Below are 25,313 nucleotides of genomic sequence, written 5' to 3' on the forward strand. Positions count from 1 at the left end.
GTTGAATCTAAACGCTTTTTATGCGCTATAAAACTTTGTTGAGACCCGCTCTTATCTGGTGTATTTCATTTGTGTTCGTCAGTGCGTCCTGTAAAAAGGAGAAGCAGGCACCGGCTCCCGGTGGTGAACAACAGGCGACCACATTTACAAATCCTTTACTGAATTCCGCGCCCGACCCGTGGGTTGTCCAGAAAGATTCGACCTATTACTACATGCACACGCTCGGTAACAGGATCCAGATCTGGAAAACGGGGAAGATGAGCCGGTTAAAGGATGCAGCGCCGGTAACGGTTTTCAATGCGCCGGCTTCTGGTGGCAATTCGCGGGATATCTGGGCGCCGGAGCTGTTTTTTGTGAATGGTAAATGGTATATCTACTACACCGGTTCCGACGGGAACGACCGCGAGCACAGGATGTGGGTATTGGAAAATGAAAATGCGGATCCCACGCAGGGTACATGGACAGACAAAGGAAAGCTAGCTACGCAACCCGCAGATCTATGGTCGATCGATGCAACTATTTTTCAGCAGGATAGCAGTCTGTTCCTGATCTGGTCGGGGCGGCCTTTTGCGGGAGGCCCGACCGATTTAACCCAAAACTTGTACATTTCACGAATGACTAACCCGTTCACACTCACCGGCCCGACCGTACAGATCTCTGCGCCGCAGTACGATTGGGAGAAGCGCGGATTTCCTGTGAACGAAGGCCCGGAAATCCTGAAAAATGCGGCCGGACAGGTGTTTCTGGCTTTTTCGGGAAGTTATTGTGGGAATGATAGTTACTCGCTGGGGCTATTGAGCCTGAAAACGGGAAGTGATCCGATGGACGCCAAAAGCTGGACAAAGATATCATCGCCGGTATTCACGGGACTTGCGTCGGCGAATGCATACGGAGTTGGGCACAATGGGTTTTTCAAGTCAAAAGATGGAAAAGAAGACTGGGTGATTTACCACGCCAACTCCGCCGCCGGGGAAGGCTGCGACGATTCCAGGAATGTGCGGATGCAGAAATTCACATGGACAGCGGACGGTTTGCCTAGCTTCGGCGAGCCCATTTCTACCGGCCGGGCTATTCCCGTTCCCTCGGGCGAATAGGGATTTGCTTATATTTAGACCCTGAAAAAAGCATTCACGTCAAAAGTTATTTATGAAAAGATTGAGCATTAGTGTGCTGCTGCTGGCATTGGTACATATTGTAGCTGCACAGCAGGCAGTTATCCGCGGCGATTTTGCAGACCCGTCGGTGATCCAGGTGGGAGATACTTATTACGCCGCCGGAACGAGTTCCAACTGGGCACCCGGTTTTCCTGTTTTTAAATCAAAAGACCTGAAAAATTGGGAGCAAACCGGTTCTATTTTCCCTGATCTCACGTCCTGGGCCGACTTTTACTATTGGGCGCCCGAGCTGAATTATGATAATGGTAAAGTTTACGTGTACTACACGGCCCACAAAAAAGGCGGCAATCTCTGCGTAGGTGTAGCCAGCGCCGATTCACCAGAAGGTCCTTTCAAAGACCACGGTCCGCTGGTTTGTCAGGAGGTAGGCTCGATTGACGGGTTTCCGATCCGCGATGAAAATAACAAGCTGCACCTGATCTGGAAGGAAGACGGAAACAGTGTAAATAAGCCCACACCGATCTGGATACAGGAAATAAATGAAGAAAGAACGGCACTGATCGGCGAGAAAAAAGAGCTTTTCAGAAACGACACGCCGTGGGAAGCGAATCTGGTGGAAGGTGTTTCGGTGATTAAAAACAACGGTTACTTCTACTCGATTTATGCGGCGGCAGGCTGCTGCGGGCCGGGCTGTACTTACGCGACCGGCATTGCCCGCTCGAAAAGTTTGATGGGGCCGTGGGAAAAATATTCAGGAAATCCGATCCTGGCTGGCCAGGGTGACTGGATGTGTCCGGGACACGGAACCGCCGTTACTTACAACGGAAAAAACTACTTTATGTACCACGCCTACGATCGTTCTTCCAACAAATACACGGGCCGCCAGGCGCTGGTACGCGGCTTCGAGTTCACGCCTGACAACTGGCTCCGCTTCACCGACGAGTACCTCACGCCAACAAACCTGCCAAAGCAGTATACGGTTACAGATACTTTTGACAAAGGGAAACTGGATTTGCAATGGAACTGGTCTGTATTCAACAAGCCAGATTTCGAGTTGAAAAACGGCAGAATAGGGTTGCAGATCAAAGACGACCGGGAATTGTATATAGCGAGGAAAATTGATGGTCCGAATTATGAAGCTACTGTGGAAACCTTACCTTCGAAAAGTGCGCTGGCTGGGGTGGCATTGATAGGCGACGATAAAAACCTGATCTATGCGGCTGCAAAGCAGGACAGTATCCATATTACGCTCGTAAAAGATGGCGCCAGAAGCAGCCTTGGGAAGTTTCCTGTCAAAGGAAAAGGCAAGCAGCTGTTTCTGAGAATGAATGTTAAAAACAATACAGATATCAGTTTCTCTTACAGCGTTAAGGGTTCTGAGTTCACTGCATTGCAGATTGCAGCGCCGGATATTACTTTTCTGCCACCGTGGGACCGGGCATTGCGCGCCGGGATCCTTGCAAAAGGAGTGCAGGGAGAAGTGGCGGTTGTGGAAAGTTTTAAATTTGAAAGCAAATAAAAAAAGCGCCTGACCAATTACGGCCAGGCGCTTTTTACTAATCTGTGCGTCCGAGTTCTTTCTTCATCTCGTACCATTTATCAATATCGTTCTCAGAAGCGTCCGTATAGGTCGTCTTGACGTGATTTAGGAATGCAAATTTGGTTTCGTCCGAATCCAGGTGCAGTTCGTCTTCAAATCCGTCCGCCTTTATGAAATACTCGTATCCATCGTTTTTCACTTCTTTCGACGTGTAATATCTGCCCGAGCCTTCAAAGTTGCTCACTGAGTTATACAGATCGTATATATCTTCATCGCCATGCGGATTAACGCCCGCAAGCCAGTCTTCGAAATTCGTTATTTTTGCCATTACAAAATCATGTTGATTGTATAGCGAATCTGTAAAAACCATACCAGGGGCAGGGGGGGCTTACCGCAGAACCGTCACTTTCAGGAAAGTCGCCGGAATAGAGGTTTTGGTTTTATCGGTGCTTTGATTGTGGCTTTCAAATAAAACTTCCAGTTCGCGTTGCAGGTCAGCTTCGGTATCATTTTTCTGGGCTGCTTCGAATGCATTCATGGTCGGTCCATAATACTTTCTGAAAGTGTCGAGGAATGTGGCTGCTGGATAGGGGGCTTCAAATGTAAAGGTTTCGCGCGAAAACGATATATTCTCTTCCAATGCGCCCGCTGCTATAAAACGTTCTTTCACATTGTCTTCCACACCCCAGAGCATCGGACTGATAAAACCTTCTGGCGGCGCTGGCGTGTAGGCCGAGCTCACTTTCAGGATCTGCGCCACCAATGTAGGGTCGCCAGGGATCCAGTTGCCCATCACGATCCTGCCACCCGGCCGGGTTACGCGAAACATTTCTCTTGCAACATCAAACGGCTTCGGAGCAAACATCGCTCCAAAAACGCTTACGACCAGATCAAACGTTTCATCGGCAATATCGTGCAGATCGATCGCGTCGCCCTCGCGAAATGTAATGTTCGTCAATCCTTCCGCCTGGACGCGCGCATTGCCCGCAGCCACAAGGTTACTCGCAATATCAACGCCCTGGACATTTGCACCGAGCCTGGCCGCCGGCAGTGCCGTAGTGCCGTCGCCGCAGCCGAGATCGAGCACATTTAAACCTGGCGTGATCCCTAGTTTTGCTACCAAAGCAGCACCACTTTCCCGCATGGTCTCCGCCAACCGCGTGAAATCACCTTTCTCCCATAACATTTTGTTTGCATTCATCTTGCTTTCAGCTTATGTGAAATTTAGTACAAAACGTTAGTAATCAATTTATTTCACCGTACACCTTGCAGTTCTTATTTAAAGGATATTATCTTTGTAACTAAGATATTTAGTAAAGAAGATATTATGGCGCACGAAGAGATCAGACAGCTGAGGAAACTCGGGCAGCAATATGCTTACACCTCGATTCAGATGCATGAGGCTGTGGCGCGCAATGCGGGACTGCCGGGGACTGACCACAAATATTTGGGATTTTTGATGGAAAAAGGGCAGATGACGGCGGGAGAACTTTCGCAACTCACCGGCTTGACCACAGGCGCAGTGACCGGGCTGATCGACAGGCTTGAAAAGAAGGAACTTGTGAAGCGACAGATTGCCCCGGAAGATCGCCGGAAAGTGCATATCGTGCCTAATACCGAAAAGATCATGGAACTCCTCGTGCCGCTCTATGAAGAATTTCGGGCCAGGACTGAAAAACTGATTGCCTCCTTTTCGGACGAGGAGCGGCAGGTAATTGAAAGTTATCTGTCAAAAACGATCGGCTTGATGGAAGAAACGACAACGCGGATTCAAGGTAAAAAAGCGTAGAGCGAAGAGAAATGGCGGACGTGAACTTTTATGTTATTGGTTTTCAAAATATTAACAAAAACCAGATTCAGGCAGTTGGTGGAAAGGGTGCAAATCTGGGCGAATTGTCGCGATTGAGCGGAATGATGGTGCCCGACGGTTTTTGCATTACTACCAGGGCTTATCAGGAGATTTTAGGAAAAAATGAGACTTTACATACGCTACTCGACCAGCTGGCTGGTCTCAAAGCGGAAAACAGAAAAGAAATCAGTGATGCTGCCGCACAGATCAGAGAGGTAATTGAATCAATTCCTGTTCCGGAAAGCATTGAAAATGAGATAGTAAGTCGCATTGAAAAGCTTGGCGCGACAGGTTCATACGCCGTGCGGTCCAGTGCCACGGCTGAGGATCTCCCAACAGCATCGTTCGCCGGCCAGCAGGATACCTATCTGAATATCAGCGGTAAAACGGCAATTTTGGAACATATCAGCAAATGCTGGGCGTCACTCTTCACTGACCGGGCAGTGGTGTACCGGTTGCAAAATGGATTTGATCACAGGAAAGTGTTTTTATCTGTGATCATCCAAAAAATGATCTTGCCAGATGAGGCGGGAATCATGTTCACAGCCGATCCGGTGAATGGAAACAGAAAGGTTGTCAGTATTGATGCCAGCTTTGGGCTGGGGGAGGCGCTGGTTTCAGGAATTGTGAATGCAGATAATTTCAAGATCAGGGCGGGACAGCTATTTGAGACAAATATTTCTATAAAAAAGTGTGGCATTTTTGCTTTGCCGGAAGGAGGTACTGAGGAGCGGGAACTGCCCGAGGAAGAGCAAAGTGCGCCGTCGCTTTCTGACGCGCAGGTTTTGGAACTGGCCAATCTGGGGCAGAAGATTGAGGCACATTTTGGCCAGCCGCAGGATATTGAATGGTGTTTGGCTAAGAATGCATTTTACATACTGCAAAGCCGCCCGGCCACTACTTTGTTTCCCGTACCCCAGGCCAACGATCCTGAGAATCGGGTATACGTGTCTGTCGGCCACCAGCAAATGATGACCGACGCGATGAAGCCGCTGGGTTTGTCATTTTTTATGTTGACAACGCGCGCGCCGATGCGCCATGCCGGCGGAAGGTTGTTTGTTGATATTACCAATATGCTGGCTACGAGTGCGGGGCGAAGTGGCGTAATCAATAACCTTGGTAAATCCGATCCGCTGATCAAAGAAGCACTTTTAAGTCTCATTGCCCGAGGTGATTTTCTGGCACCATTGTCCGACGAATCTGAGGTGCCAGCCGCGCATTTTGCAAAGCAGATCGTGCCGCAGGATGTTCCTGCTAACCTTGTAACCGACCTGATCACAGAAAACCGGGCGTCGGTAGATAAGCTGAAACGCGATATTCAGTCCAAATCGGGAGCAGACCTTTTTGACTTCTTATTGGAAGATCTTATTGAACTGAAGCAACAGTTGTTCGGCCAGAAGAACATTGAGGCGATTACAATTGGTATGAATGCAGTTTCCTGGGTCAATGAAAAAATGATGGACTGGCTGGGCGAAAAGAATGTGGCCGATACGCTTTCACAGTCGGTACCGAACAATATCACCTCCGAAATGGGAATGGAGCTGCTGGATGTCGCTGATGTAGCGCGCCAATACCCCGAAGTGCTTACTTTTTTTCAGCAGGCAAAAATTGAAAATCTGACCGAAGAGCTGGCACGGCTGGAAGGCGGAAATGAGACGCTGGCAGCAATTGAGGTCTACCTCGAAAAATATGGAATGCGTTGCGCGGGGGAAATTGATATTACAAAGTCCCGCTGGTCGGAGCAACCTGATATCCTGATTCCGCTGATCCTGAATAATATTAAAAACACTGAACCAGGTGCCAGCAAACGAAAATTTGAGCAGGGGCGGCAGCAAGCATTGGGTAAAGAGCAGGAATTGCTGTCGCGGCTGGAACTATTGCCGGGTGGCGAGCAAAAAGCAGCGGAAACGAAGCGGATGATCGGCCTGGTCCGGGATTTTGCCGGTTACCGTGAATATCCCAAATATGGGCTGGTGAATCGCTATTTTGTTTACAAAAAGGCAATTTTAAAGGAGGCAGAAAAACTCCGGTCAGCTGCTTTGATCCGGGATATAGAAGATATTTACTACCTCAATTTTGAGGAATTGCGCGAGGTTGTGGTCAAAAGAGCAATAGATTTAGAACTGATAAATCGTCGCAAAGAGGATTTTAAAACGTATGAAAAGCTGAGCCCGCCGCGGGTTATTACTTCTGACGGTGAGATCATTACCGGGACTTATCGTCGAGAAAACCTTCCTCCCGGGGCGATCGCCGGGCTGGCGGTTTCTTCCGGGACCATTGAAGGCCGCGCACGTGTGATTTTGCAAATGCAAGACGCACAAATCGAGGACGGGGATATATTAGTGACCGCATTTACCGATCCCAGCTGGACTCCCTTATTTGTTTCCGTAAAAGGGCTGGTGACCGAAGTGGGCGGGCTGATGACCCACGGCGCGGTGATCGCCAGGGAGTACGGTTTGCCCGCCATAGTTGGGGTAGAGAATGCTACTAAATTGATCAAAGACGGCCAGCGCATCCGCGTGAACGGGACAGACGGATATGTGGAGATACTGGTAGCCAAGCGCGGGTCCGATGCCGTCCCGTAAATAGTCACTTGCGGACAGTAAGTTTCGATCAGGATCCGGAGGTTGTCCAGATTTGATTGTTCATCGTCGATCAGTATTGCCTTCATCAAACCATTGATCAAAAGTAAGCGTAATATGTGCGCCTTTCGGGACAGTGTTTTTGATAGTAAGGTTAATCTGCCGCCCGGGATGGATTTGGTTCAATAGGCTGATCCGGTCTCGGGTCAGCTTTAAGCCGAGTCCCGAAACGGACGTTTCTTCGCTGATACCTTCGCCATTATCTTTCAGAATTATGACCATGTCGTGGCCCGATTTGTTAATCAGCAGCTCAATATGTCCAGCCTCTCCCTTCCCTGCAACTCCATGCTTTACCGCATTTTCAACGAGCGGCTGCAAGAGCAGTGCTGGGATATTGGTTTCATATTCCTTCACCCCAGGCTCCACTTTTATGTTATAACTAAATCCGAAACGCAGCTTTTCCAGTTTAAATAAGTATCTAACGTCTGGATCTCATCGTGGAGCGCGATTTCATTTTTCTGGCTGTGTACGAGTGAATCCCTGGTTAACCGGGCGAAGTCGGACAGGTAAGCAAACTTCAATCCACTTGCCGCAATTACTGTTGCAATTCAATTTAGCGTAAATCTTCAAAGGATTTATGTAAGACTTACTTGGAATATGTTATTTCGCCCGGAACGCGCTTTGCATAAACAACTAACGCCTGAAATGCTGCATCTGCCTTTGTCGTTCCTTTTTTCTCAAATACGATTGGTTGTAATGCGGTGGTATTGTATCCACGCGCGAAGGATTGTAGCATTATTTGGCCTTGCTGATCTAAACCCCATTCGCCTCTATAATGGACAAAACTGCCAGTTCCGTTTGGCTCAACGAAGACTACCGGCCGGAGCATCGTACCCGCCCCTATTGATCTTGGATCGATTGATATCTGCATCATTTCTTTATTGCCATTTACAATCCAGCCATTTGTTACAAAGTATCTGGATACATGCTTATAAGCGCTGTCTGCAGAAAGTGGAGATGTTACAGTCACGCGTTTACTTCCTTTCGGTATGGACGCAAAATCCGTCTCGCTAATAGCGTACATTTTAACGCACCCCACTGTAATGATGGCGACAAAAAATAATAAGGTAAAGTTCTTCATACAGCGTTTGGATAGAGGATATTAGATATTTTCAGTTATATGAGTCTACTAACCCATCGGCGTTATTGTCATAAAAGCACGAAGGCGTGTAGTCGTCCCAGCACCATTGCCAGTTAACCCCATTACCATAGTCTGAAGGGTTGGCACTGTTCGGAAGTCCTCTTTTATATTTTAGCATATCGAGCGACATGCCAATCCATACTTGATTATCCACGAGCCTCTCGCAATCTTCCCGTGTCCATTCTGGATGTTTCTTGTTGATTTTTCCGGCCTTTGTTTTATAGAAAGACTTCAACTCCTCTTTTCTAAGCTCCTCCTCTTTTTTCATATCTTCAACAACTTCCGCTAATTGTTGGTCTGTCATTGGCGGCAAATCTAACTGCCCATTTTTAATTTTTCCTGTCGCCAGAGGTTTAGAAGCTTCTTTAGAGAAATTATTAATCATAATAGCAACAAGTATAGACCCCACAATAAACCATAGTGTCCCATTTTTATACCACGCGCCGGTGTTTTTTGGCTTTGACGGCTTGTATAATTCGTTCATTGATTGATATAGTATTGATAGAGGATAATGCCAAGGTAAACTAACTCTGCGAGTCTATAAGTTCGGTAGTAAGAATATTGATTAACCGGCTAATTTCAGGCAATTGATACGGCCGAAATGTGAATACTGCGCGCGGTGCTGTGAACCTGGTTGTATTGATATTGAATTTGATATTAACAAAAAGCTATTCGTTCCGCAAACTTTTTACCGGGTTCAGCAGGGCTGCTTTTATGGCCTGGAAGGTAACCGTGACCAGGGTAATCGCCAGCGCACCGAGCATGGCCGCAGCGAAGATCCACCACGAAAGCGTCGTCTGATAGGTGTAGTGCTGCAACCAGTCGTGCATGAAATAGTAAGCAATCGGGATCGCCAATATGCTCGCAATCACAACCAATATCACAAAATCCTTCGAAAGCATTTGCCACAAATTCGCCACCGAGGCGCCGAGCACTTTGCGGATTCCGATCTCTTTTTGACGTTGTTCAGCAAAAAACGAAGCCAGGCCGAAGAGTCCGAGGGAGCTGATGAATATTGCCAATCCGGCAAATACGCTGGAAAGTTGCCCGATCTGTTCCTCGGCTTTGAACTTTTGATCGTACTCGTCACTGGCAAACTTATACTCAAAAGGACTGCCAGGATTGTATTTCTTAAAAACGGGTTCAAGCTTCGCCAGCGCCTGCCGGGCGGTGAAGCTTGGGTTGAGCCGGATGTGAATAAAAGCGGCCCACTCTTCTTTTAGCATATAAATAGTCGGTTGAATCGGCATGAAGGGTGAGCCGGTCACCACGTCACGGATTAACCCGAGCACCGTATATTGTTCACTGTTCCAACTGATATTTGTCCCTACCGGCGATTTCAATCCCATAAATTTCACAGCACTTTCATTGAGGACGATACCCAGTTTGTCGCCGGAGAACTGGCGGGAAAAATCGCGGCCCTGCCTGAACTGCCAGCCAACCGTTTGTCCATATTCGTGCGTGACACCCACCGTCCCGAAATCGCCGAGCTGGTCAGGATCTTTGCCCGGCCAGCTGAAACTGGCGTCGCTACTCCAGACCTCCGCCGTCGGGCTGGAAGATTCGGCCATATTCACAGCCGCGCCCGTTTGCAGCAGGTCGCTGCGAAGTGCCTGATCGTGGCTGCGCAGGTCGGCCGTGGTCATAGGGACCGAAAGTAGCCCCGACCTGTCGAATCCTACCGGCCGGTCGCGCGCGTGCTGGATCTGGCGCAGGACAATGAGCGTGCCAATCACGAGCGTGATGGAAACCGTAAATTGAACCACAACCAATACCTGACGCGGCAATGCCGAAAATCGGCCGGCAATAAAAGTGCCTCTCAGTACTTTTACCGGCTTAAAGCGAGATAGATACAATGCGGGGTAACTGCCTGCCAGCAAGCCCGTTATCAGCGTAAATCCTAATGCGAATATCCAGCTTTGCAAATTACCCCAGGGAAATGCGATTTGTTTGTCCGAGATCTGATTGAACCACGGTAAAAACAGCTGCACCAGTATTAATGCTACCACAAAAGCAAGGGTTGCCATCAATATGGATTCGCTGAAAAACTGGGCGACTAGTTGGGTGCGTACCGAACCGACCGCCTTGCGGATACCCACTTCTTTCGCGCGTTTCTGCGACCGGGCAGTGGAAAGGTTCATGAAATTAATGCAGGCGAGGAGCAGTACAAATCCTCCGATAATGCCAAAAAGCCAAACAAACTGGATCCGCCCGCGCACCAGCACACCGTTTTCCCACTCCGAATACAAGTGCCAGCGGCTCATCGGGTGCAAAAATGCCTTGGGGCTAAATCTCGCTTCCTCTTTCGCATGCCGCGCTTTGATACCTTCAATTTTGGACGTTACCTGCTCAAAAGTTGTTCTTGGGGCGATCTGGACGAAAAGCAGGAATGAATTGTTTCCCCAGTTGGTTTCCGACCGTTTTACCCAGGGTTCTTCTTCCACAAAAAATTTCCAGGGCAGGAGAAAAGTAACGTCGCGAAATTCAGTCGTATGTGGCAGGTCTTCAAAAATACCTGTGACCTTAAAATGATTTTTGTTATCGACTTTGACGGTCTTATTCAGCGCGTTATCACTGCCAAAAAGGGCTTTTGCGACGGATTTCGAGAGTAATATGGAAGTAGGATTGTTCAGACTCGTTGCCGAACCTTCGAGCATGCTGACCGACATCATCAACGGAAAATCGGCTTCCACACAATTACCTTTTTTGATCAGTTTATTATTACCGGCTGAAAGAATGCGGTTTTCCGTCCACGATGACAGGGAAATGCGGCTGAAATCACCGGCATATTCACTTTGCAGCGCCGCGCGCATCGGCAGCGGCGTCGCGGGCGTGGTGCTCGTAGTTCCGTTGTAGCTTTGGTGCTGCATCACCCGCGCAATGAGATCATAATTTTGGTGGTATTTATTGAATGACAATTCGTCCCACATCCACAAGCCGATCAGGATCGCGGTGGTCATGCCGATGGACAGACCGACGATATTGATCGCTGAAAAAGCAACGTTTTTGGCAAGGTTCCGCCAGGCGATTTTGAGGTAGTTCTGTAACATATCGGCACGGTTGGGTTTAGGGTATGGGTTTGGTTTTGATTTCATTAACACAGGATGCAAAAGGCTGAGCGTGTCGCAGATATATCTCCATTTCGCCTGTCGTAATCCTTCCGACTTTACCCGTTTTTGAAACAGCTCGTGCAGGTCGCCTTCGAGTTCGTCGAGCAGATGGGCGGCACAGAACCAGCGTAGGAGCAGGGTGGCCCAGCGGGGCGGTTGAGGTTGTTTCATGACCAGGCTATTTTCGGAATATTGTTCCACATCTGATTACGCAGCTGCCTGGTTTCTTCCAGCGCACGTCGCCCGGTGGCGGTCACATTATATAAGCGCTTACGGCGGCCGCCACGCTCGGAAGTAACCCCGCCCATTTCAGATTTGACAAGGCTTTTTTCTTCCAGCCGGTGCAATGCAGTATGTACTGCGCCCAGGTTGACCGGGCGGCCGAGCTGCTGCTCGATTTCATCTACCACAGCCGCTCCGTACGCGTCCCCGGTACGTATTGCGACGGCAAGTAAAACCACTTCTTCAAACTCTCCCAGGTAAGTACCTTTCATGTCTGCGGTATTAGTTATGTAAATGTCTGACAAATACCTTACCTAAGCAGAAAATGGCCTCTGGTGTGTTTTGAAGCGTTTTTTGATTTCCTGGAATGTCCGAATGCGGACAGAATTACGTCCGGCTGCGAACAGTATTTAAGCTTTCAGGCAAATACAATATCAAACCTGCGGAATCTCTTCGTTGATCTTTGGAGAAATCGTAACGGGCTGTTTCGCTTTCTTCTTTTTGAGATAGCGCACGTGCATGATACCGATCAGCAATGCCAAAATACCTTGTCCGAACACCGTCGCCTGCACGCCGATATGCTGAGATAAATAGCTCACGATCAAGCTTCCTATCGGCACGCCGCCCGAATAGGCCATTACGAAAATACTGATCACCCGGCCACGCATCGCAGGGGTGACCATCGTCTGGATCATCGTATTGCTGATCGTGGTTTGCGACATCATCCCAAATGCACCGACGGCAATGAATGCGAGGGCAAGCGGGTACAAAGTGGTATACGAAAACAGGATCAGACCGGTACCGAAAACGAATGTATTAATAGCGAGAATGCGGCTCAGGTTGGTTCCCGGTTTTAATGTGGCGAGGAAAATTGCGCCGGTCAATGCACCGAAACCGATGGCGCTGTCGAGCAGTCCGAATGTAGAAGCGGTGCCCCGGAAAACGTCTTTTGCGTAGATGGGCATCAGGCTGGTGAAAGGCAGTAACAGTAAGCTGACCAGCGCGAGCATGATGATAATGTATCGGATGTCGGGCGTCTGCCGGATGTAGGTCAGTCCTTCTTTGAGCTCGCCCAGTATGTTTTTAGTGTGTTTAATGGGTTGAAATTTCGGTAACCGGATCAAAAGCAGGGAGCTGATCACGGCTACAAAACTGATTGTATTCGCTGCGAAACAAACCACTTCGCCAAATCTCTCAATAGCAATACCCGCAATCGCAGGGCCGAGCAGCTTGGAGAGATTGACCATAGACGAATTGAGAGCCAGTGCATTAGGTAAATTTTTCTTGTCATCTACCAGTTCATAAACAAGAGACTGGCGCGCCGGCACGTCGAATGCATTGATGAGCCCGAGGACGACGCTGAGCGAGATGATCTCCCACACCGCAAAATTGTCGAAGAAAACCACCAGCGTCAGGGCTAGCGCCTGGACCATGGACAAAATCTGGGTGACGACTAAAACCCGGTACCGGTTATAGCGATCGGAGACGACACCGCCGAAAGGGGTAAGTACGGCAGACGGAAAAAGTGTAGCGAAAATGCTGACACCGAGCATGAACTTGGAGTGCGTCAGCGAGTAAATTACCCAGCTAACCGCCGTTTTCTGCATCCAGGTACCCAAAAGTGAAATCGTCTGCCCCGCGAAAAATAACCTGTAATTCCTGCTTTTGAATGCACTTAATGCTACTACTTCCATGAATTTTGTTGATGTGTACCCGCAATATCGGCGCCAAAGCGATCGCAGGATTTTCTGAACAAAATCTGTTCCTTGGGGCAGTTGAGGGAGGAGGGAGGAAGGAGGAAGGAGGAAGGAGGAAGGAGGAAGGAGTGGCCGGGCAACTGGATTGTTGGCCGGTCCCTTCAACGCGAACCGGCACATGGTTTGGAAGCCGTGGTTTCTCTGATAAAAATCAGGGCGTCGAAATCAGAGCCCGGCACGATGGGCAGCACTCGCGGTTCTTTCCAGTTTGAATAAATATTAGTAATATCTTTCGCTGACTTCAACGCAGCCGGCGCGTCGATGAAATCGACAAAAAACGCGTCAGGTTTCGCTTTGCTGAATACAGCTGAAAGTGAGTTTTCCGGCCCCTTAAAATCGTGACTTTCAAACTGTCCCCCGTTCAGCACGTGCACGCTTCCGGCGTACGTATCCATGCCCAGTGCGTAATATTGTCTGCCGTAATGCGCTTTGAGGTGAAACCCCATTGCCTTGTATTGCGCCATCGTGGTGTCTTTGGCGAGATGCAGATTATGCGACCAAAGAATACTTTTATGCTGATCTGTTTTCTGTAATGCGATAAATTTCTCTGCCATCGATTCGTCCCTTCCCAGCGGATCTCCCCAAAATGCTTCGTCGTCAAACCCGATCATTTTCACTCTCTTTCCTGCCGGCCTGGACGCATTGAACTGCCTGAGCCACTCGCAGAGTTTTAGTATTTCGTCCGCATTATACAGTCCTATCGAACTGAGCGTAATTTTCGGATTTCCTTCACCCGACTGAATATACTTGTTGAGCGGCTCGATGAAATTGGCAGGAGATTCGAATCCGATTGTGCGGAAATTTTCCCTGGTGACCAGATATTGAATGATCTTGCGTTTTTGAAAAAAGAACTCTTGCGTACCGTGAGAAGCTTCCCCCAGCCCCACGATCGTTTTTCCTTTCAGTTTTTCAGATAGAAATGAAAGTTCATTTTGCGTTGTATCCGTGGAAATAGGATGTGCATTTTTATCGATCCAATCCAAACTATTATCCTGCGCATCAGCACGGAAAGTGTGAATTGTCGATAGAAATAGGAAAAATGTCAGAATGCTGCTGGATAACTTCATGCGATTTAATTTATATATAACTTTATTTTATATATAAACCGAATGGAGTAGCTATCTACTTAGTTCTATGGTTTACTGGTCGCGATTTGTGGGGATACAGGATAAGCAGCGCCGAGGCTTACTTACAAAATGAGGAATGATTTATTTATAAACTTCCTACCTTTATGTTTACATTTTCACTCACCATCGCTAATCTGCAAATGAAAGAAGACTCACTGGCCAGCAAAGTATACGTTGAGCTTAGAAGGAAAATCTTGTCCAATCAGTTGGTTTCCGGGATCAGGCTAAAGGAAGATGTATGGGCTAAGAGGATGGAAGTCAACAGGATGGCGGTACGGGAAGCGCTGACGCGATTACTGGGCGAGAACCTGATCGTTTTTGGTGAAAAGGGCGGGTATTTCGTCAAATCGCTTACGGCGGCTGATATCAAGGAGATCAGGGAATTACGGGAAGTGCTCGAATTAGGAGCATTAAGGCTGACTTTCCAGAAGACCGATGAAAAGCTGATTAAAAAACTGGAAGAAATATGTGACGATTTTACTTCCATGGTTGCCGGCGGCTATTTCGGGGGCGCCTGCGAGGCAGATGTGAAATTTCACGAAACATTGATAGACAGCGCGCGGAACAAAAAGCTGATGGACTTGTACCAGTTCAGTAATATCCCGCTGTTTCACCACAAGCTCGGTCAAGCTCAAACCCACATGAATGACTATGAACAGACTGACTTTGAGCACCGTCAGATCGTGCGCGCATTGAAAGAACACGATTTAAAACTGGCGGAAGAAACGCTTATAAAACACCTGATCCGAGGCGAAGTATCGGTTCTCGACCTCGAATAACAATTCCTTCTTACTTTCTCTCAAAGGCTATTCTGCCAAATTCCTCTTTTACCATATAAAATTTCCCCCTTTCAAAGTCAGGTGACAGATCATATCTGATTTTTTCGGGAAAATATTTGCCTCTCTATTTTTTGTTTACAAAATGAGCATATATTTGTAAACAATATTCTTCTTTTTCATCCGCACACGGGAAACCTGATATAAGCGCAGTTCCGGTCATTTCACCAGCAAATGTCCGCGCTGGAAGTAGTGGCCTGACAGTTCTTGATTGTACCGCATACCTAATCCCAAACGCTTTCCAAAACCCAGAAAAACTATGAAACAAGAGAAATTTTACCATTTTAAGGCAACCTTTTTGCTATTGCTCGCACTTTGTCTTGGCACGTCGGAACGACTTGCGGCGCAGGCAACCAGGCAGATCAAAGGTGTGGTGCTGGACAGTTTAAGTCAGACCCCTTTGCCCGGGGTAAGTGTGGTGTTGAAGGGTACTACAAGTGTGGGAACGACTACGGATGCGGAAGGAACTTATGAGCTGGCGGTGCCTGGTGACTCGGAAACGCTGGTTTTTAGTTTTGTTGGATACCAGAGCCAGGAGATTTTGACAGGAAATCAAACTGTTATCAATATCAGTTTGCGGACGGACACGCAATCGCTGAACGAAATCGTGGTAACGGGTTACTCGTCACAGAGAAAGCAGGATATTACCGGCTCGGTTTCGGTGGTGGATATGAAGGCGCTGAAATCGGTTCCGGCGGGCTCGGCGGTACAGGCATTGCAGGGCCAGGCGGCGGGTGTGAACGTGATCAGCTCGGGGGTACCGGGTGCGAGCAGTAATATTTTCGTGAGGGGCGTTACTTCTTTCGGAAATACGCAACCGCTCGTCATTGTAGACGGTATCCAGGCGGACCTGAATAATATCAGTGCAGGTGAAATCGAATCCGTGCAGGTTTTGAAGGATGCCGGAGCGGCGGCAATATACGGGGTGCGCGGTGCGAACGGAGTGATCGTGGTTACGACCAAAAAAGGCAAATCCGGGCAACCAAGCGTTACTTACGACGGCTATTTCGGTATTCAGCGCCCGCTGGGAGGAAATCCTTTCGACCTTTTGAACTCGCAGGATTTCATGAAAGTGATGAATATCGCGACACCGAATAATGGATTGTTTAAAAACGGAATGCCTGATTACCTCTATGCCGGACCGGGCGTTTCAGGGATCGGGATGGAGGGTGACCCAGCCGTTGATCCGGGTAAATACAGCTTCGATCCGATCAATACGGCAAATAATTATCTGATCCAGAAAGTAAATAAAACGGGCACCGACTGGTTTCACGAACTTTTCAAACCCGCATTAATGACCAATCACAACCTGGCAGTGAGCGGGGGAAATGAAAAGGCGAGCTATCTGTTTTCGCTCGGCTACATTCATCAGAAAGGCACATTGATCGAGACTTACCTGAAACGATATTCGGCCAGGATCAATACCGAATACCGCGTCAACAAGCGGATCAGGGTGGGGGAGAATATGAATATTTTCTACGTTGATAACCCGGGTTTTGGCAATCAATCCGAGTTTGGGACGCTCTCGGCTGTTTACAAAATGATGCCTATTGTGCCGGTTTATGATATAAAGGGAAACTTCGGCGGAACGTTTGCCGGGCCCGCTTTGGGAAGTAACCAGAATCCGGTCGCGCAGCAAAAACGCACGCTCAATAACCGAAACACTTCGTGGAATATCGTGGGTAATGCTTATGCGGAAGTGGATATCCTCAAAAATCTGACGGCCCGGTCGAGTTTCGGGGTGAATATCAATAATCCTTACAGCCAGAATTTTAATTATACCCAATACGACAATAAACAGGGAAACAGCAGCCCAAACAGCTATTCGGAGAGCGCGAGCTACAATAATACGATCACCTGGACCAATACGCTGACTTATAACAACCAGTTTGGCAAGCACAATTTACAGGTATTGCTCGGCTCTGAGTCGATCAAAAGTATGGGCCGGAGCGTGGGCGGTTCCTCGCAGAAATTTTTCTCAACGGAATTCGATTACCTGATCCTGGGTAACGGTACAGCCGGTGTGACCAATTTTAGTAATGCGTATGTAAACAGTCTGTATTCAATTTTCGCGCGGATGGATTATTCTTTCCAGGACAAATACCTGATCGGGGCAACTGTGCGCAGGGACGGATCTTCCCGGTTTGGATCAGAAAGCCGGTTTGGGGTATTCCCTTCTTTTTCACTGGGCTGGCGCTTGTCGGGCGAGGAGTTTATGAAATCGCTGAACTGGCTGAACGATCTGAAATTCAGGGCGAGCTATGGGATATTGGGGTCACAAAATAATGTTACTCCCGAAAATGCCTACACCCTTTTTGGCGGCGGATACGGGAATGCGTATTATGATATTACCGGTTCGAGCAACAGCGTCAAGCAAGGTTTTATCCAAACCAGAATAGGAAACCCGAACGCAGGCTGGGAAGAAAATATCGTCTCTAACATCGGAATCGATGCAACGGTGCTGAATAATAGTCTTGATTTCTCTTTTGAATACTATAAAAAATCCATTAACGGACTGCTCTTCACCCAGCCACTCCCGGCAACTGTCGGAGGTGCCGCTGCGCCGGTTGTGAACATCGGGGATATTCAGAATAAAGGTTTTGACATCGCGCTCACTTACCGCGGCCGGGTTGGCAATAACCTGCAATACTCGATCGGGACCAATGTTACCGCTTACAAAAACCTGGTGATGGATATTCCAAGTCCGGGCTATTTTGAGGGTGTAAGCCAGCAGGGAATGGGGACGCTGGTGCGGAATAAGCAGGGCGAAGCGGTGAGCTCGTTCTTTGGCTACGATGTGATCAGTTTGTTCAATTCCGATCAGGAAGTGGCGGAAGCGCCGGCACAAACGGGCGCAGCCACGGGGCGGTTCCGGTACCGGGATGTAAACGGCGACGGGGCGATCACGCCGGATGACCGCACGATGCTGGGCAGCCCAAACCCCGATTTTACCTACGGACTTAATCTTGGATTGAATTACAAAGGCTTTGATTTTTCCGCCATATTCTACGGTTCGCAGGGTAATGAGATCGTGAATACCATTCGCTCCTACACCCATTTTTACGCAGGTTATGTAGGTAATAAAAGTAATGTGCTGCTGAATGCGTGGACGCCAGAAAATACGAATACGACGGTGCCGAAAATTGAAACGGGCGCGACATTAAGTACCTCCGGCGCTATGAATTCGTATTTCGTGGAAGACGGTTCTTACCTGAGGCTGAGGTCATTAATACTCGGCTATACGATTAATCCGGGCGTTTTACAGAAAATAAAGGTATCAAAACTGCGACTGTACGTGCAGGCTGCGAATCTTTTCACGATCACTAAATACACTGGGCTCGATCCTGAGCTGGGCGGGAGCAGTTCAAGCTTCGGCGTGGACTACGGGAATTACCCGAACAACCAGCAGAATTTCCTTTTTGGACTTAATCTTTCCTTTTGATAATCAAAGCATTAACTCAAAATACGATGAAAAGATATTTTAAACCATTCCAAAAGGTCTGCCTACTTTCATTCCTTTTCCTGCTCGCGTGCAGTGACAAGTATCTAGAACTGAAACCGATAGGAGCGGTCGACGAGTCTATTCTGGCTACCAAATCGGGTGTCGACGGTGTATTGATCGGAGCCTATTCGCTGCTCGACGGCGCAGGCGCTGTGGGCGGGGGAATATGGGGAAGTCTGACGGTGCTCGCCAGCGTCGCTTCCGACGATGCGCACACGGGTACCGAGCCAAATGGTCTGCTCGCTTCCTACGAAGGTTACAGCCACGATCCCACTACTTCGTCGACTGACGAGAAGTGGCGGTTTCTGTACGCGGCGGTGCAGCGTTCCAACGATGTGTTACGTTTACTGCCAAGGGTTAGTGAAATTTCGGAGGCGGATGCATTGCAGATCAAAGCGGAGGCGCTGTTTTTGCGCGGTGTTTATCACCTGGAACTGGCAAAACTGTGGCGGAACGTTCCGTTCGTAGACGAGACGGTTACTTATAAGGACGGCAATTACAATGTGTCCAATACCGAGCCGGTCTGGCCGAAAATCGAAGCTGATCTGCAATTTGCAGCGACCAATCTCACGCCTACCAAATCTGACGTGGGCCGCGCCAATAGCTGGGCTGCGAAGGCGTTTCTGGCCAAGGTTTATATGTTTCAAAATAAATTCACCGAAGCTAAAACGTTACTGGACGAGATCATTTTAAGCGGAGTTACCGTAAATGGTAAGAAATATGGATTGGCTGAGGCATATTTCGATAATTTTCTGACTGCCAAGAAGCACGGTGCGGAGGTAGTATTTGCTGTTCAAATGTCAGTGTATGATGGTTCAAACGGAGCAAACGGAAACGGCGCCGATCTGTATAACGGACCTTTCGGTGGCCCGCCTTCCTGCTGCTACGGCTGGTTGCAGCCTTCTTTTGATCTTGTAAATGCATACCAGACAGACCCTGCAACGGGCTTGCCGCTCTTTGATACTTACAATCAAAATCCTGTCAAAAGCGACCAGGGAATGGAATCTTCCGAACCTTTCACGCCGCATACCGGTACGCTGGACTCGCGCCTGGACTGGAATGTCGGCAGAAGAGGTATTCCCTACCTGGACTGGGGCCTGCATCCCGGAAAAGCGTGGATCCGCCAGCAATCGACCGGCGGGCCTTACAGTGTGATCAAAAATATCACTACGCAGGAAAGGGTGTCGATGGACCGGGAAAATGCGGCTATGAACAATCCTTATAATATGATCCGTTTCGCCGATGTTCTGCTTTGGGCGGCTGAGGTGGAGGTGGAAGTGGGAAGTCTGGCAAAAGCCGAAGAATATGTAAACAGGGTGCGTGCGCGCGCTGCAAATCCTGCCGGGTGGGTGAAGAAATATGTGGATGATAAAAATCCGCTGAAAGGATTTACCGATGTACCTGCCGCCAATTATAAGGTAGGTCTATACAAAGGACATTTTACCCAGCAGGGAAAAGAATATGCACGCAAGGCAGTTCGCTTTGAAAGAAGGCTTGAACTGGCACTGGAACACCAGCGCTTTTTCGATCTGCAACGGTACGACAACGGGACAGGCTCTATGGCTACCACCCTTAATACGTACCTGAACTTTGAAACCAATGTTCCTAAGTACGACAATAAGGCATATATGCCGAATACCAACTTCACAAAGGGCAAAAACGAAATTTACCCGATTCCCCAGGCGCAGATCGATCTGAGTATGAAAGATGGTACTGCGACCTTAAAACAGAATCCGGGCTATTGAACTACTATTTTTAAACCCATTACTTTTTTATTCATTTCAATTAAATAGTATGAAAAATCCTAACAAACAAGAAACGACAGTAACCAATCCTTTCAACCGCCGCTCCTTTTTACAGTCGATCGGGCTGGGTTCTGCTGCACTGGGTTTGGTGGCCGGCTGTTCTTCAGACCAGAAAGCGGAAGAAGCAGGCAAGGGAAATCCGGATATTCAGGGATTTGAAAAAACGGAAGCAGCAGCGAAATCGACCAAAAAGTGGGTAGCTGTTTCTGATAAAAAGGTACGCGTGGGCATTGTAGGTTATGGACTTTGCAAATTCGGGGCTGCATTTGAATTTCAAAACCATCCTAACGTAGAGATCGTCGCAGTAAGTGACCTTTTCCCCGACCGTTGCGCTGAGCTGGCCAAAGCGTGCAAGGTCTCCAAAACGTATCCGTCACTGGAAGAACTCGTAAAGGATGATAGCATTGAGGCGGTATTTATCGCAACCGACGCACCGAGCCACGCCAAGCACGCGATTGAAGCATTAAATCACGGAAAACACGTCGCAGTGGCAGTACCGGCCGTTTTCGGTTCGCTGGAAGATGCGGACAGGCTGTATGAAGCGGTGAAAAAGAGTGGTAAGAAATACATGATGTTTGAAACTTCTTGCTTCCACGAGGACCTGTACGCGATGAAACAGATCTACGATAAAGGCGGATTTGGCAAGCTGGTTTACTCGGAAGGCGAATATTACCATTACATGGACGAGCCGCTGGCGTCGTACAAAAATTGGCGCGTGGGTCTTCCTCCGCAATACTATCCTACGCATTCCAATGCGTATTACGTAGGCGTGACGGGCGGCAGTTTTACCGAAGTTTCATGCCTCGGTATCCCGAGCATTGTGAAGCAGCTTCAACCTGCCAACAACCGTTACAAAAACCCATTTGGGACTGAAATTGCGCTTTTCCGCACGAACGAAGGCGGTATGTCGCGCATGGCGGTAAGCTGGGATTCACCGGGTGACCACGGTGAAAAAGGCAGGATCCGCGGACAGAAGGGCTCTTATTATGGTAAATACGAAGGCCACGAAAAGCAGCTGCCGGATATCGAAAGACCGCCGCTTCCCGCTGGTGTGGACGAAGGCGGCCACGGCGGATCGCACGGCCGGCTGACGGACGAGTTCATTTCGGCAGTTCTTCAGGACCGTCACCCGCTGGTGAATATCGCGGTGGCGCTCAACCTGACCGTGCCGGGTATTGTTGCGCATAATTCGGCGATGAGGGACGGTGAGACTTTGAAAATCCCTCAGTATAAAATCTAAAACCTGCGGAGAATACCAGCCACACTTGTTCGATAAATATTATTTTAAATGATCAGATTATGAATTTAACATGGCCGAAGTCTTCGGAATTACTCAAAAATAACGAACAATGGATTCCCGGCGGCGTGGTATCCCTAAACCGAAAATCGGATCCTAATATCTGCTTCTCGAAAGGTTCTGGGAGTCACGTGTGGGATTTGGAAGGGAATAAATATATCGATTACCAGGCTGGATTCGCGGCTTCTTTTCTCGGCCATAACGACCCGGATGTAAACCAGGCGGTGCTCGAAACATTGCAAAGCGACAGCGTATTAATGGGCGCGGGGCCGACGGACCTGGAAGGGAAATTTGCGGAGCTTTTCTGTAAATCCGTTCCTACCGTGGAAAGTATCCAGATCACGACCACCGGGTCGGAAGCTACCTACCATGCGATACGTATAGCTAGGGGCGTTACCGGTCGCAACCATATTATCGTGATGCAGGGCGGCTATAATGGCTGGCATAATGATGTTGCCTGCAATGTGATCAGCGCGCTGGCCGATGTGGGTGAGCGGGTAAGTCCAGGCGAATATCCTTTCGATTCGCTTTCATCGGGTATTCCCGATGAGCACAAATCGCTGGTGCACGTGATCAATTACAACGACCTCGATTCTGTCCGTCACATCCTGAAAAACTTTCCGGTTGCCTGTATCCTGCTCGAACCGATTTTGCAGAATATAGGTATCGTAAAGCCGCTTCCGGGCTATTTGCAGGAGCTGAGAAAGCTGGCGGACGAGGATGGTTTTTTATTGATTTTTGATGAAGTAAAAACGGGTTTCCGTCACGCGTTGGGCGGTTACCAAAGCATTTGCGGCGTGCAGCCCGACCTCAGTACTTTTGGAAAAGCAGTTGCAAATGGGTATCCGCTGGGTGTGATCGGCGGGAAGAAAAAGTATATGGATTATTTTGTCCATCCCGAAAAATCAAAAAGAGTACTGATTGCGGGTACTTTCAATGCATTTCCACTCACAACCGCCGCTGCGATCGCGACGCTGGAAAAACTGGCTTCTCCGGTTCATGACGTTTATGGGCACGTCAATCAGCTTGGACAGGTTCTGGAAGATGGTTTAAAGAGCATTTTTTCAGCTACCGATAAACCTTTTCACATCGCGCGCCAGGGGTCTGCCTATTGCGTGTATTTCATGGACCATGCGCCGGTGGATTTTCACGATATTCTCAAAAACCACGACTTTGGTTTTGACAAATCCTACCGCGTGAAGCTGATCGACAAGGGTATATTTAATTTTCCACTCCCAATAAAACAGGGTAGCATTTCTTTTGCTCACACTTTGCAGGACATTGAAGAAACGCTTGAAAAAACCGAAGATGTTGTTCAGAGTTTGTTACAGCGCAGCGCGGTTTTGTAGTTCTATCGATCATTTTGCAATTCTTATCTTATGAAAATTACTTCCATTGAAACACTGGTTTGTCACGCGCGGATGCGTAACTGGATCTTTGTGAAGGTAGTGACCGACCAGCCCGGCTTGTGGGGATGGGGTGAGGCTACACTGGAATGGCATACGCGGTCGGTGGTAGGGGCGGTGGAAGACCTTTCCCAGCTCCTGATCGGCGAAGATCCGCGGCGCATTGAACACCTCTGGCAAATGATGTACCGCCAGCATTTCTGGCATGGAAACGGCATTGTGCGCGGAACCGCCATCAGCGGGATCGATATTGCGCTCTGGGATATTGCCGGGAAGATCCACGGCGTGCCCACGCACCATTTGTGGGGCGGCCGGGTGCGCGACCATATTCGTTTGTACTGCCATTTGGGTGGGGGTAAAATGGAAGATTTCTATCAAACCCGGCCCGATGATGCCAATCGTTTCGGCGAGCTGGCGCTGAAAGCGGTCGAAGACGGTTTTACTGCATTCAAATCGATGGCAGTCCCGGAAACCATGCCGCTGGAAGGCTTGAAGCCGGTTCATTACGCCGAAGCCTGCGTGGCTTCCATGCGCGAGGCAGTTGGTAACAATATCGATATTATGGTCGATTGCCACGCCCGGCCCAGCCCGAGAATGGGTATGCAGTTTGCGAAAGCGCTGGAACCTTATGGGCTGTACTTTTTTGAAGAACCCTGCTGGCCCGAAACCCTCGAAGATATTGCGCTTATTCAACGCGCCGTAAAAACGCCGATCGCTACCGGAGAGCGACTGGTGGGGGTGCATGCATTTCGCGAGTTGCTCGAAAAGAGGGCGGTAAGTGTGATCCAGCCCGATATTACGCATTGCGGCGGATTGAGTGAAGTGCGCCGCATTGCCGCGCTGGCCGAAGCTTACCGCGTAGCCGTGGCGCCGCATAATCCGCAGGGGCCGGTGAGTACTGCGGCTTCCATTGAGTTCGGTTTTGCGACTCCTTCCTATATCATTTGTGAAAGCGTGCATAGCGACGTCCCCTGGCGGGATGAGGTTGTAAGTGAAGGATTTACAGTAGAGAAAAAAGGCCGGATCGTTTTTCCGAACGAAAAACCGGGTTTAGGGATAGAAATCAATGAGGAAGAAGTCAGAAAGCATCCCTTTGAACAGGAAGTGCTGCAACGCTCCTTTTACAGCGACGGCAGCGTAGGCGACTGGTGATTTTATCTAAACTAAAAAGGGGAGGATAGTAAGTGAATGAAGAAACTATTTGAAGGAAAAACGGTCATTCTGAGTGGAGGACTAGGCGATATCGGTCGATCCATCGCGACTGAATTTGCCCGGCAAGGCGCAAATATTGGTATCGGCGATCTTTTACCAGAATCAGCCGCAGCCGAATTTTTACAAACTATTCAGGCTTTTGGCGTCAAAGTTCACTATTGTCAGCTCGATATTACTGACGCAAATGCGGTTCAAAACTGGGTGCTGGAAGTCGAAAACCAGCTCGGAGTCGCTGACCTGATCATTGCAAATGCAGCTACTGTGACCATCGGCGGCATTCACGCGATCACCCCGGAACAATGGGCGAGGGAGCTGCGGGTCAATCTCAACGGCGCTTTTTACCTCACGCAAGCTGCTACCGCGCGGTTGTTGCACCACAGACAGCCGGGGCGCGTCGTGTTCGTGGGAAGCTGGGCCGCGGGTTCTGTTCATGTGCATATTCCCGCTTATTCGGTCTCCAAAGCTGGTTTACGGATGCTTTGCCAATGTATGGCGCTGGAACTGGCCCCGCACCAGATACTGGTCAACGAAATCGCGCCGGGCTATGTGGAAGCCGGGCTAAGTGCGGGAATTTGGGCTAGTAACCCCGGTTTGAAGGATATTTCGAGAGAAAAAGTACCGACTAAGAAAATTATTAGTCCCCAATCCGTCGCATGGCAGGTGATACAACTTTGCCACCCGCAAAACGAGCACATGACAGGCAGTACGGTGCTCATGGACGGAGGATTATCACTGCTCACCTGATTCTTAAA

Annotated in this window: 20 protein-coding genes; 11 read left to right on the forward strand and 9 right to left on the reverse strand. The window is 48.9% G+C overall.

Annotated features, from left to right (window positions below):
• The first annotated feature begins 20 nt into the window (after positions 1 to 20).
• Together LZG94_RS18875 and LZG94_RS18880 are read left to right on the forward strand one after the other, a co-directional pair.
• Positions 21 to 1,094 carry a family 43 glycosylhydrolase gene (locus LZG94_RS18875; protein ID WP_233793351.1) on the forward strand — a complete coding sequence of 358 codons (1,074 nt, stop codon included), beginning with the start codon at positions 21 to 23 and terminating at the stop codon, positions 1,092 to 1,094.
• A gap of 52 nt (positions 1,095 to 1,146) precedes the next feature.
• A complete protein-coding gene (locus tag LZG94_RS18880; RefSeq protein WP_233793352.1) occupies positions 1,147 to 2,634 on the forward strand; it encodes a family 43 glycosylhydrolase in 1,488 nt (495 codons plus the stop codon).
• 37 nt (positions 2,635 to 2,671) lie between these two features.
• Here LZG94_RS18880 and LZG94_RS18885 read toward each other — a convergent pair whose 3' ends face one another.
• On the reverse strand, positions 2,672 to 2,983 hold the full coding sequence (locus tag LZG94_RS18885; protein WP_233793353.1) for a hypothetical protein: 312 nt from the start codon (positions 2,981 to 2,983) through the stop codon (positions 2,672 to 2,674).
• Between the two features lie 60 nt (positions 2,984 to 3,043).
• A complete protein-coding gene (locus LZG94_RS18890; protein WP_233793354.1) occupies positions 3,044 to 3,856 on the reverse strand; it encodes a class I SAM-dependent methyltransferase in 813 nt (270 codons plus the stop codon).
• A gap of 126 nt (positions 3,857 to 3,982) precedes the next feature.
• Between LZG94_RS18890 and LZG94_RS18895 the strand changes: the two genes are divergently transcribed.
• Together LZG94_RS18895 and ppsA are read left to right on the forward strand one after the other, a co-directional pair.
• Positions 3,983 to 4,444, forward strand: a complete 462-nt coding sequence (locus tag LZG94_RS18895) for a MarR family winged helix-turn-helix transcriptional regulator (RefSeq protein WP_233793355.1) — start codon at positions 3,983 to 3,985, stop codon at positions 4,442 to 4,444.
• An 11-nt stretch (positions 4,445 to 4,455) separates the two neighbouring features.
• Complete coding sequence (ppsA, locus tag LZG94_RS18900) at positions 4,456 to 7,089, forward strand: phosphoenolpyruvate synthase (protein WP_233793356.1); 2,634 nt, start codon at positions 4,456 to 4,458, stop codon at positions 7,087 to 7,089.
• Positions 7,090 to 7,149: 60 nt separating this feature from the next.
• Here the strand turns inward: ppsA and LZG94_RS18905 are convergent, their stop codons facing one another.
• The 7 genes from LZG94_RS18905 to LZG94_RS18935 all read right to left on the reverse strand — a co-directional run bounded on the left by LZG94_RS18905 (position 7,150) and on the right by LZG94_RS18935 (position 14,443).
• A complete protein-coding gene (locus tag LZG94_RS18905) occupies positions 7,150 to 7,500 on the reverse strand; it encodes an ATP-binding protein (protein WP_233793357.1) in 351 nt (116 codons plus the stop codon).
• Positions 7,501 to 7,732: 232 nt separating this feature from the next.
• The gene (locus LZG94_RS18910; protein ID WP_233793358.1) at positions 7,733 to 8,227 is read right to left on the reverse strand and encodes a hypothetical protein; all 495 of its coding nucleotides are present in this window, start codon (positions 8,225 to 8,227) and stop codon (positions 7,733 to 7,735) included.
• Positions 8,228 to 8,258: 31 nt separating this feature from the next.
• Entirely contained in the window at positions 8,259 to 8,771 is a 513-nt protein-coding gene (locus LZG94_RS18915; protein ID WP_233793359.1) for a hypothetical protein, read from the reverse strand.
• A 184-nt stretch (positions 8,772 to 8,955) separates the two neighbouring features.
• Positions 8,956 to 11,568, reverse strand: a complete 2,613-nt coding sequence (locus LZG94_RS18920; protein ID WP_233793360.1) for an ABC transporter permease — start codon at positions 11,566 to 11,568, stop codon at positions 8,956 to 8,958.
• Positions 11,565 to 11,891 (reverse strand): PadR family transcriptional regulator, encoded by a 327-nt coding sequence (locus tag LZG94_RS18925; RefSeq protein WP_233793361.1) that lies wholly within the window; start codon positions 11,889 to 11,891, stop codon positions 11,565 to 11,567. Before LZG94_RS18925 ends, LZG94_RS18920 begins: the two co-directional genes overlap by 4 nt.
• Before the next feature lie 162 nt (positions 11,892 to 12,053).
• Positions 12,054 to 13,313: an MFS transporter gene (locus LZG94_RS18930; protein ID WP_233793362.1), complete on the reverse strand. Its 1,260-nt coding sequence runs from the start codon at positions 13,311 to 13,313 to the stop codon at positions 12,054 to 12,056.
• 164 nt (positions 13,314 to 13,477) lie between these two features.
• A complete protein-coding gene (locus LZG94_RS18935) occupies positions 13,478 to 14,443 on the reverse strand; it encodes an erythromycin esterase family protein (RefSeq protein WP_233793363.1) in 966 nt (321 codons plus the stop codon).
• A gap of 164 nt (positions 14,444 to 14,607) precedes the next feature.
• Here LZG94_RS18935 and LZG94_RS18940 point away from each other — a divergent pair, with 164 nt between their 5' ends.
• The 7 genes from LZG94_RS18940 (at position 14,608) to LZG94_RS18970 (ending at position 25,305) form a co-directional block, all read left to right on the forward strand.
• On the forward strand, positions 14,608 to 15,282 hold the full coding sequence (locus tag LZG94_RS18940; RefSeq protein WP_233793364.1) for a GntR family transcriptional regulator: 675 nt from the start codon (positions 14,608 to 14,610) through the stop codon (positions 15,280 to 15,282).
• Between the two features lie 316 nt (positions 15,283 to 15,598).
• Positions 15,599 to 18,781, forward strand: coding sequence for a TonB-dependent receptor (locus tag LZG94_RS18945; protein ID WP_233793365.1), 3,183 nt, complete (start codon positions 15,599 to 15,601; stop codon positions 18,779 to 18,781).
• A gap of 26 nt (positions 18,782 to 18,807) precedes the next feature.
• Entirely contained in the window at positions 18,808 to 20,586 is a 1,779-nt protein-coding gene (locus LZG94_RS18950; RefSeq protein WP_233793366.1) for a RagB/SusD family nutrient uptake outer membrane protein, read from the forward strand.
• Between the two features lie 49 nt (positions 20,587 to 20,635).
• On the forward strand, positions 20,636 to 21,886 hold the full coding sequence (locus LZG94_RS18955; protein WP_233793367.1) for a Gfo/Idh/MocA family protein: 1,251 nt from the start codon (positions 20,636 to 20,638) through the stop codon (positions 21,884 to 21,886).
• A gap of 59 nt (positions 21,887 to 21,945) precedes the next feature.
• Complete coding sequence (locus LZG94_RS18960; RefSeq protein ID WP_233793368.1) at positions 21,946 to 23,292, forward strand: aspartate aminotransferase family protein; 1,347 nt, start codon at positions 21,946 to 21,948, stop codon at positions 23,290 to 23,292.
• A 30-nt stretch (positions 23,293 to 23,322) separates the two neighbouring features.
• Positions 23,323 to 24,501, forward strand: a complete 1,179-nt coding sequence (dgoD, locus tag LZG94_RS18965; RefSeq protein ID WP_233793369.1) for a galactonate dehydratase — start codon at positions 23,323 to 23,325, stop codon at positions 24,499 to 24,501.
• A gap of 36 nt (positions 24,502 to 24,537) precedes the next feature.
• Complete coding sequence (locus tag LZG94_RS18970; RefSeq protein WP_233793370.1) at positions 24,538 to 25,305, forward strand: SDR family NAD(P)-dependent oxidoreductase; 768 nt, start codon at positions 24,538 to 24,540, stop codon at positions 25,303 to 25,305.
• The last annotated feature ends 8 nt before the right edge of the window (positions 25,306 to 25,313 follow it).

This window comes from Dyadobacter sp. CY343 (genome assembly GCF_021390335.1).
In the GTDB taxonomy this organism is placed as follows: domain Bacteria; phylum Bacteroidota; class Bacteroidia; order Cytophagales; family Spirosomataceae; genus Dyadobacter.

What these genes read in the sequence shown, in the direction of transcription:
- LZG94_RS18875 (WP_233793351.1), top strand. Translation starts at nt 21, where the DNA reads ATGCGCTATAAAACTTTGTTGAGACCCGCTCTTATCTGGTGTATTTCA.
- LZG94_RS18880 (WP_233793352.1), top strand. Translation starts at nt 1,147, where the DNA reads ATGAAAAGATTGAGCATTAGTGTGCTGCTGCTGGCATTGGTACATATT.
- LZG94_RS18885 (WP_233793353.1), bottom strand. Translation starts at nt 2,983, where the DNA reads ATGGCAAAAATAACGAATTTCGAAGACTGGCTTGCGGGCGTTAATCCG.
- LZG94_RS18890 (WP_233793354.1), bottom strand. Translation starts at nt 3,856, where the DNA reads ATGAATGCAAACAAAATGTTATGGGAGAAAGGTGATTTCACGCGGTTG.
- LZG94_RS18895 (WP_233793355.1), top strand. Translation starts at nt 3,983, where the DNA reads ATGGCGCACGAAGAGATCAGACAGCTGAGGAAACTCGGGCAGCAATAT.
- ppsA (WP_233793356.1), top strand. Translation starts at nt 4,456, where the DNA reads ATGGCGGACGTGAACTTTTATGTTATTGGTTTTCAAAATATTAACAAA.
- LZG94_RS18910 (WP_233793358.1), bottom strand. Translation starts at nt 8,227, where the DNA reads ATGAAGAACTTTACCTTATTATTTTTTGTCGCCATCATTACAGTGGGG.
- LZG94_RS18915 (WP_233793359.1), bottom strand. Translation starts at nt 8,771, where the DNA reads ATGAACGAATTATACAAGCCGTCAAAGCCAAAAAACACCGGCGCGTGG.
- LZG94_RS18920 (WP_233793360.1), bottom strand. Translation starts at nt 11,568, where the DNA reads ATGAAACAACCTCAACCGCCCCGCTGGGCCACCCTGCTCCTACGCTGG.
- LZG94_RS18925 (WP_233793361.1), bottom strand. Translation starts at nt 11,891, where the DNA reads ATGAAAGGTACTTACCTGGGAGAGTTTGAAGAAGTGGTTTTACTTGCC.
- LZG94_RS18930 (WP_233793362.1), bottom strand. Translation starts at nt 13,313, where the DNA reads ATGGAAGTAGTAGCATTAAGTGCATTCAAAAGCAGGAATTACAGGTTA.
- LZG94_RS18935 (WP_233793363.1), bottom strand. Translation starts at nt 14,443, where the DNA reads ATGAAGTTATCCAGCAGCATTCTGACATTTTTCCTATTTCTATCGACA.
- LZG94_RS18940 (WP_233793364.1), top strand. Translation starts at nt 14,608, where the DNA reads ATGTTTACATTTTCACTCACCATCGCTAATCTGCAAATGAAAGAAGAC.
- LZG94_RS18945 (WP_233793365.1), top strand. Translation starts at nt 15,599, where the DNA reads ATGAAACAAGAGAAATTTTACCATTTTAAGGCAACCTTTTTGCTATTG.
- LZG94_RS18950 (WP_233793366.1), top strand. Translation starts at nt 18,808, where the DNA reads ATGAAAAGATATTTTAAACCATTCCAAAAGGTCTGCCTACTTTCATTC.
- LZG94_RS18955 (WP_233793367.1), top strand. Translation starts at nt 20,636, where the DNA reads ATGAAAAATCCTAACAAACAAGAAACGACAGTAACCAATCCTTTCAAC.
- LZG94_RS18960 (WP_233793368.1), top strand. Translation starts at nt 21,946, where the DNA reads ATGAATTTAACATGGCCGAAGTCTTCGGAATTACTCAAAAATAACGAA.
- dgoD (WP_233793369.1), top strand. Translation starts at nt 23,323, where the DNA reads ATGAAAATTACTTCCATTGAAACACTGGTTTGTCACGCGCGGATGCGT.
- LZG94_RS18970 (WP_233793370.1), top strand. Translation starts at nt 24,538, where the DNA reads ATGAAGAAACTATTTGAAGGAAAAACGGTCATTCTGAGTGGAGGACTA.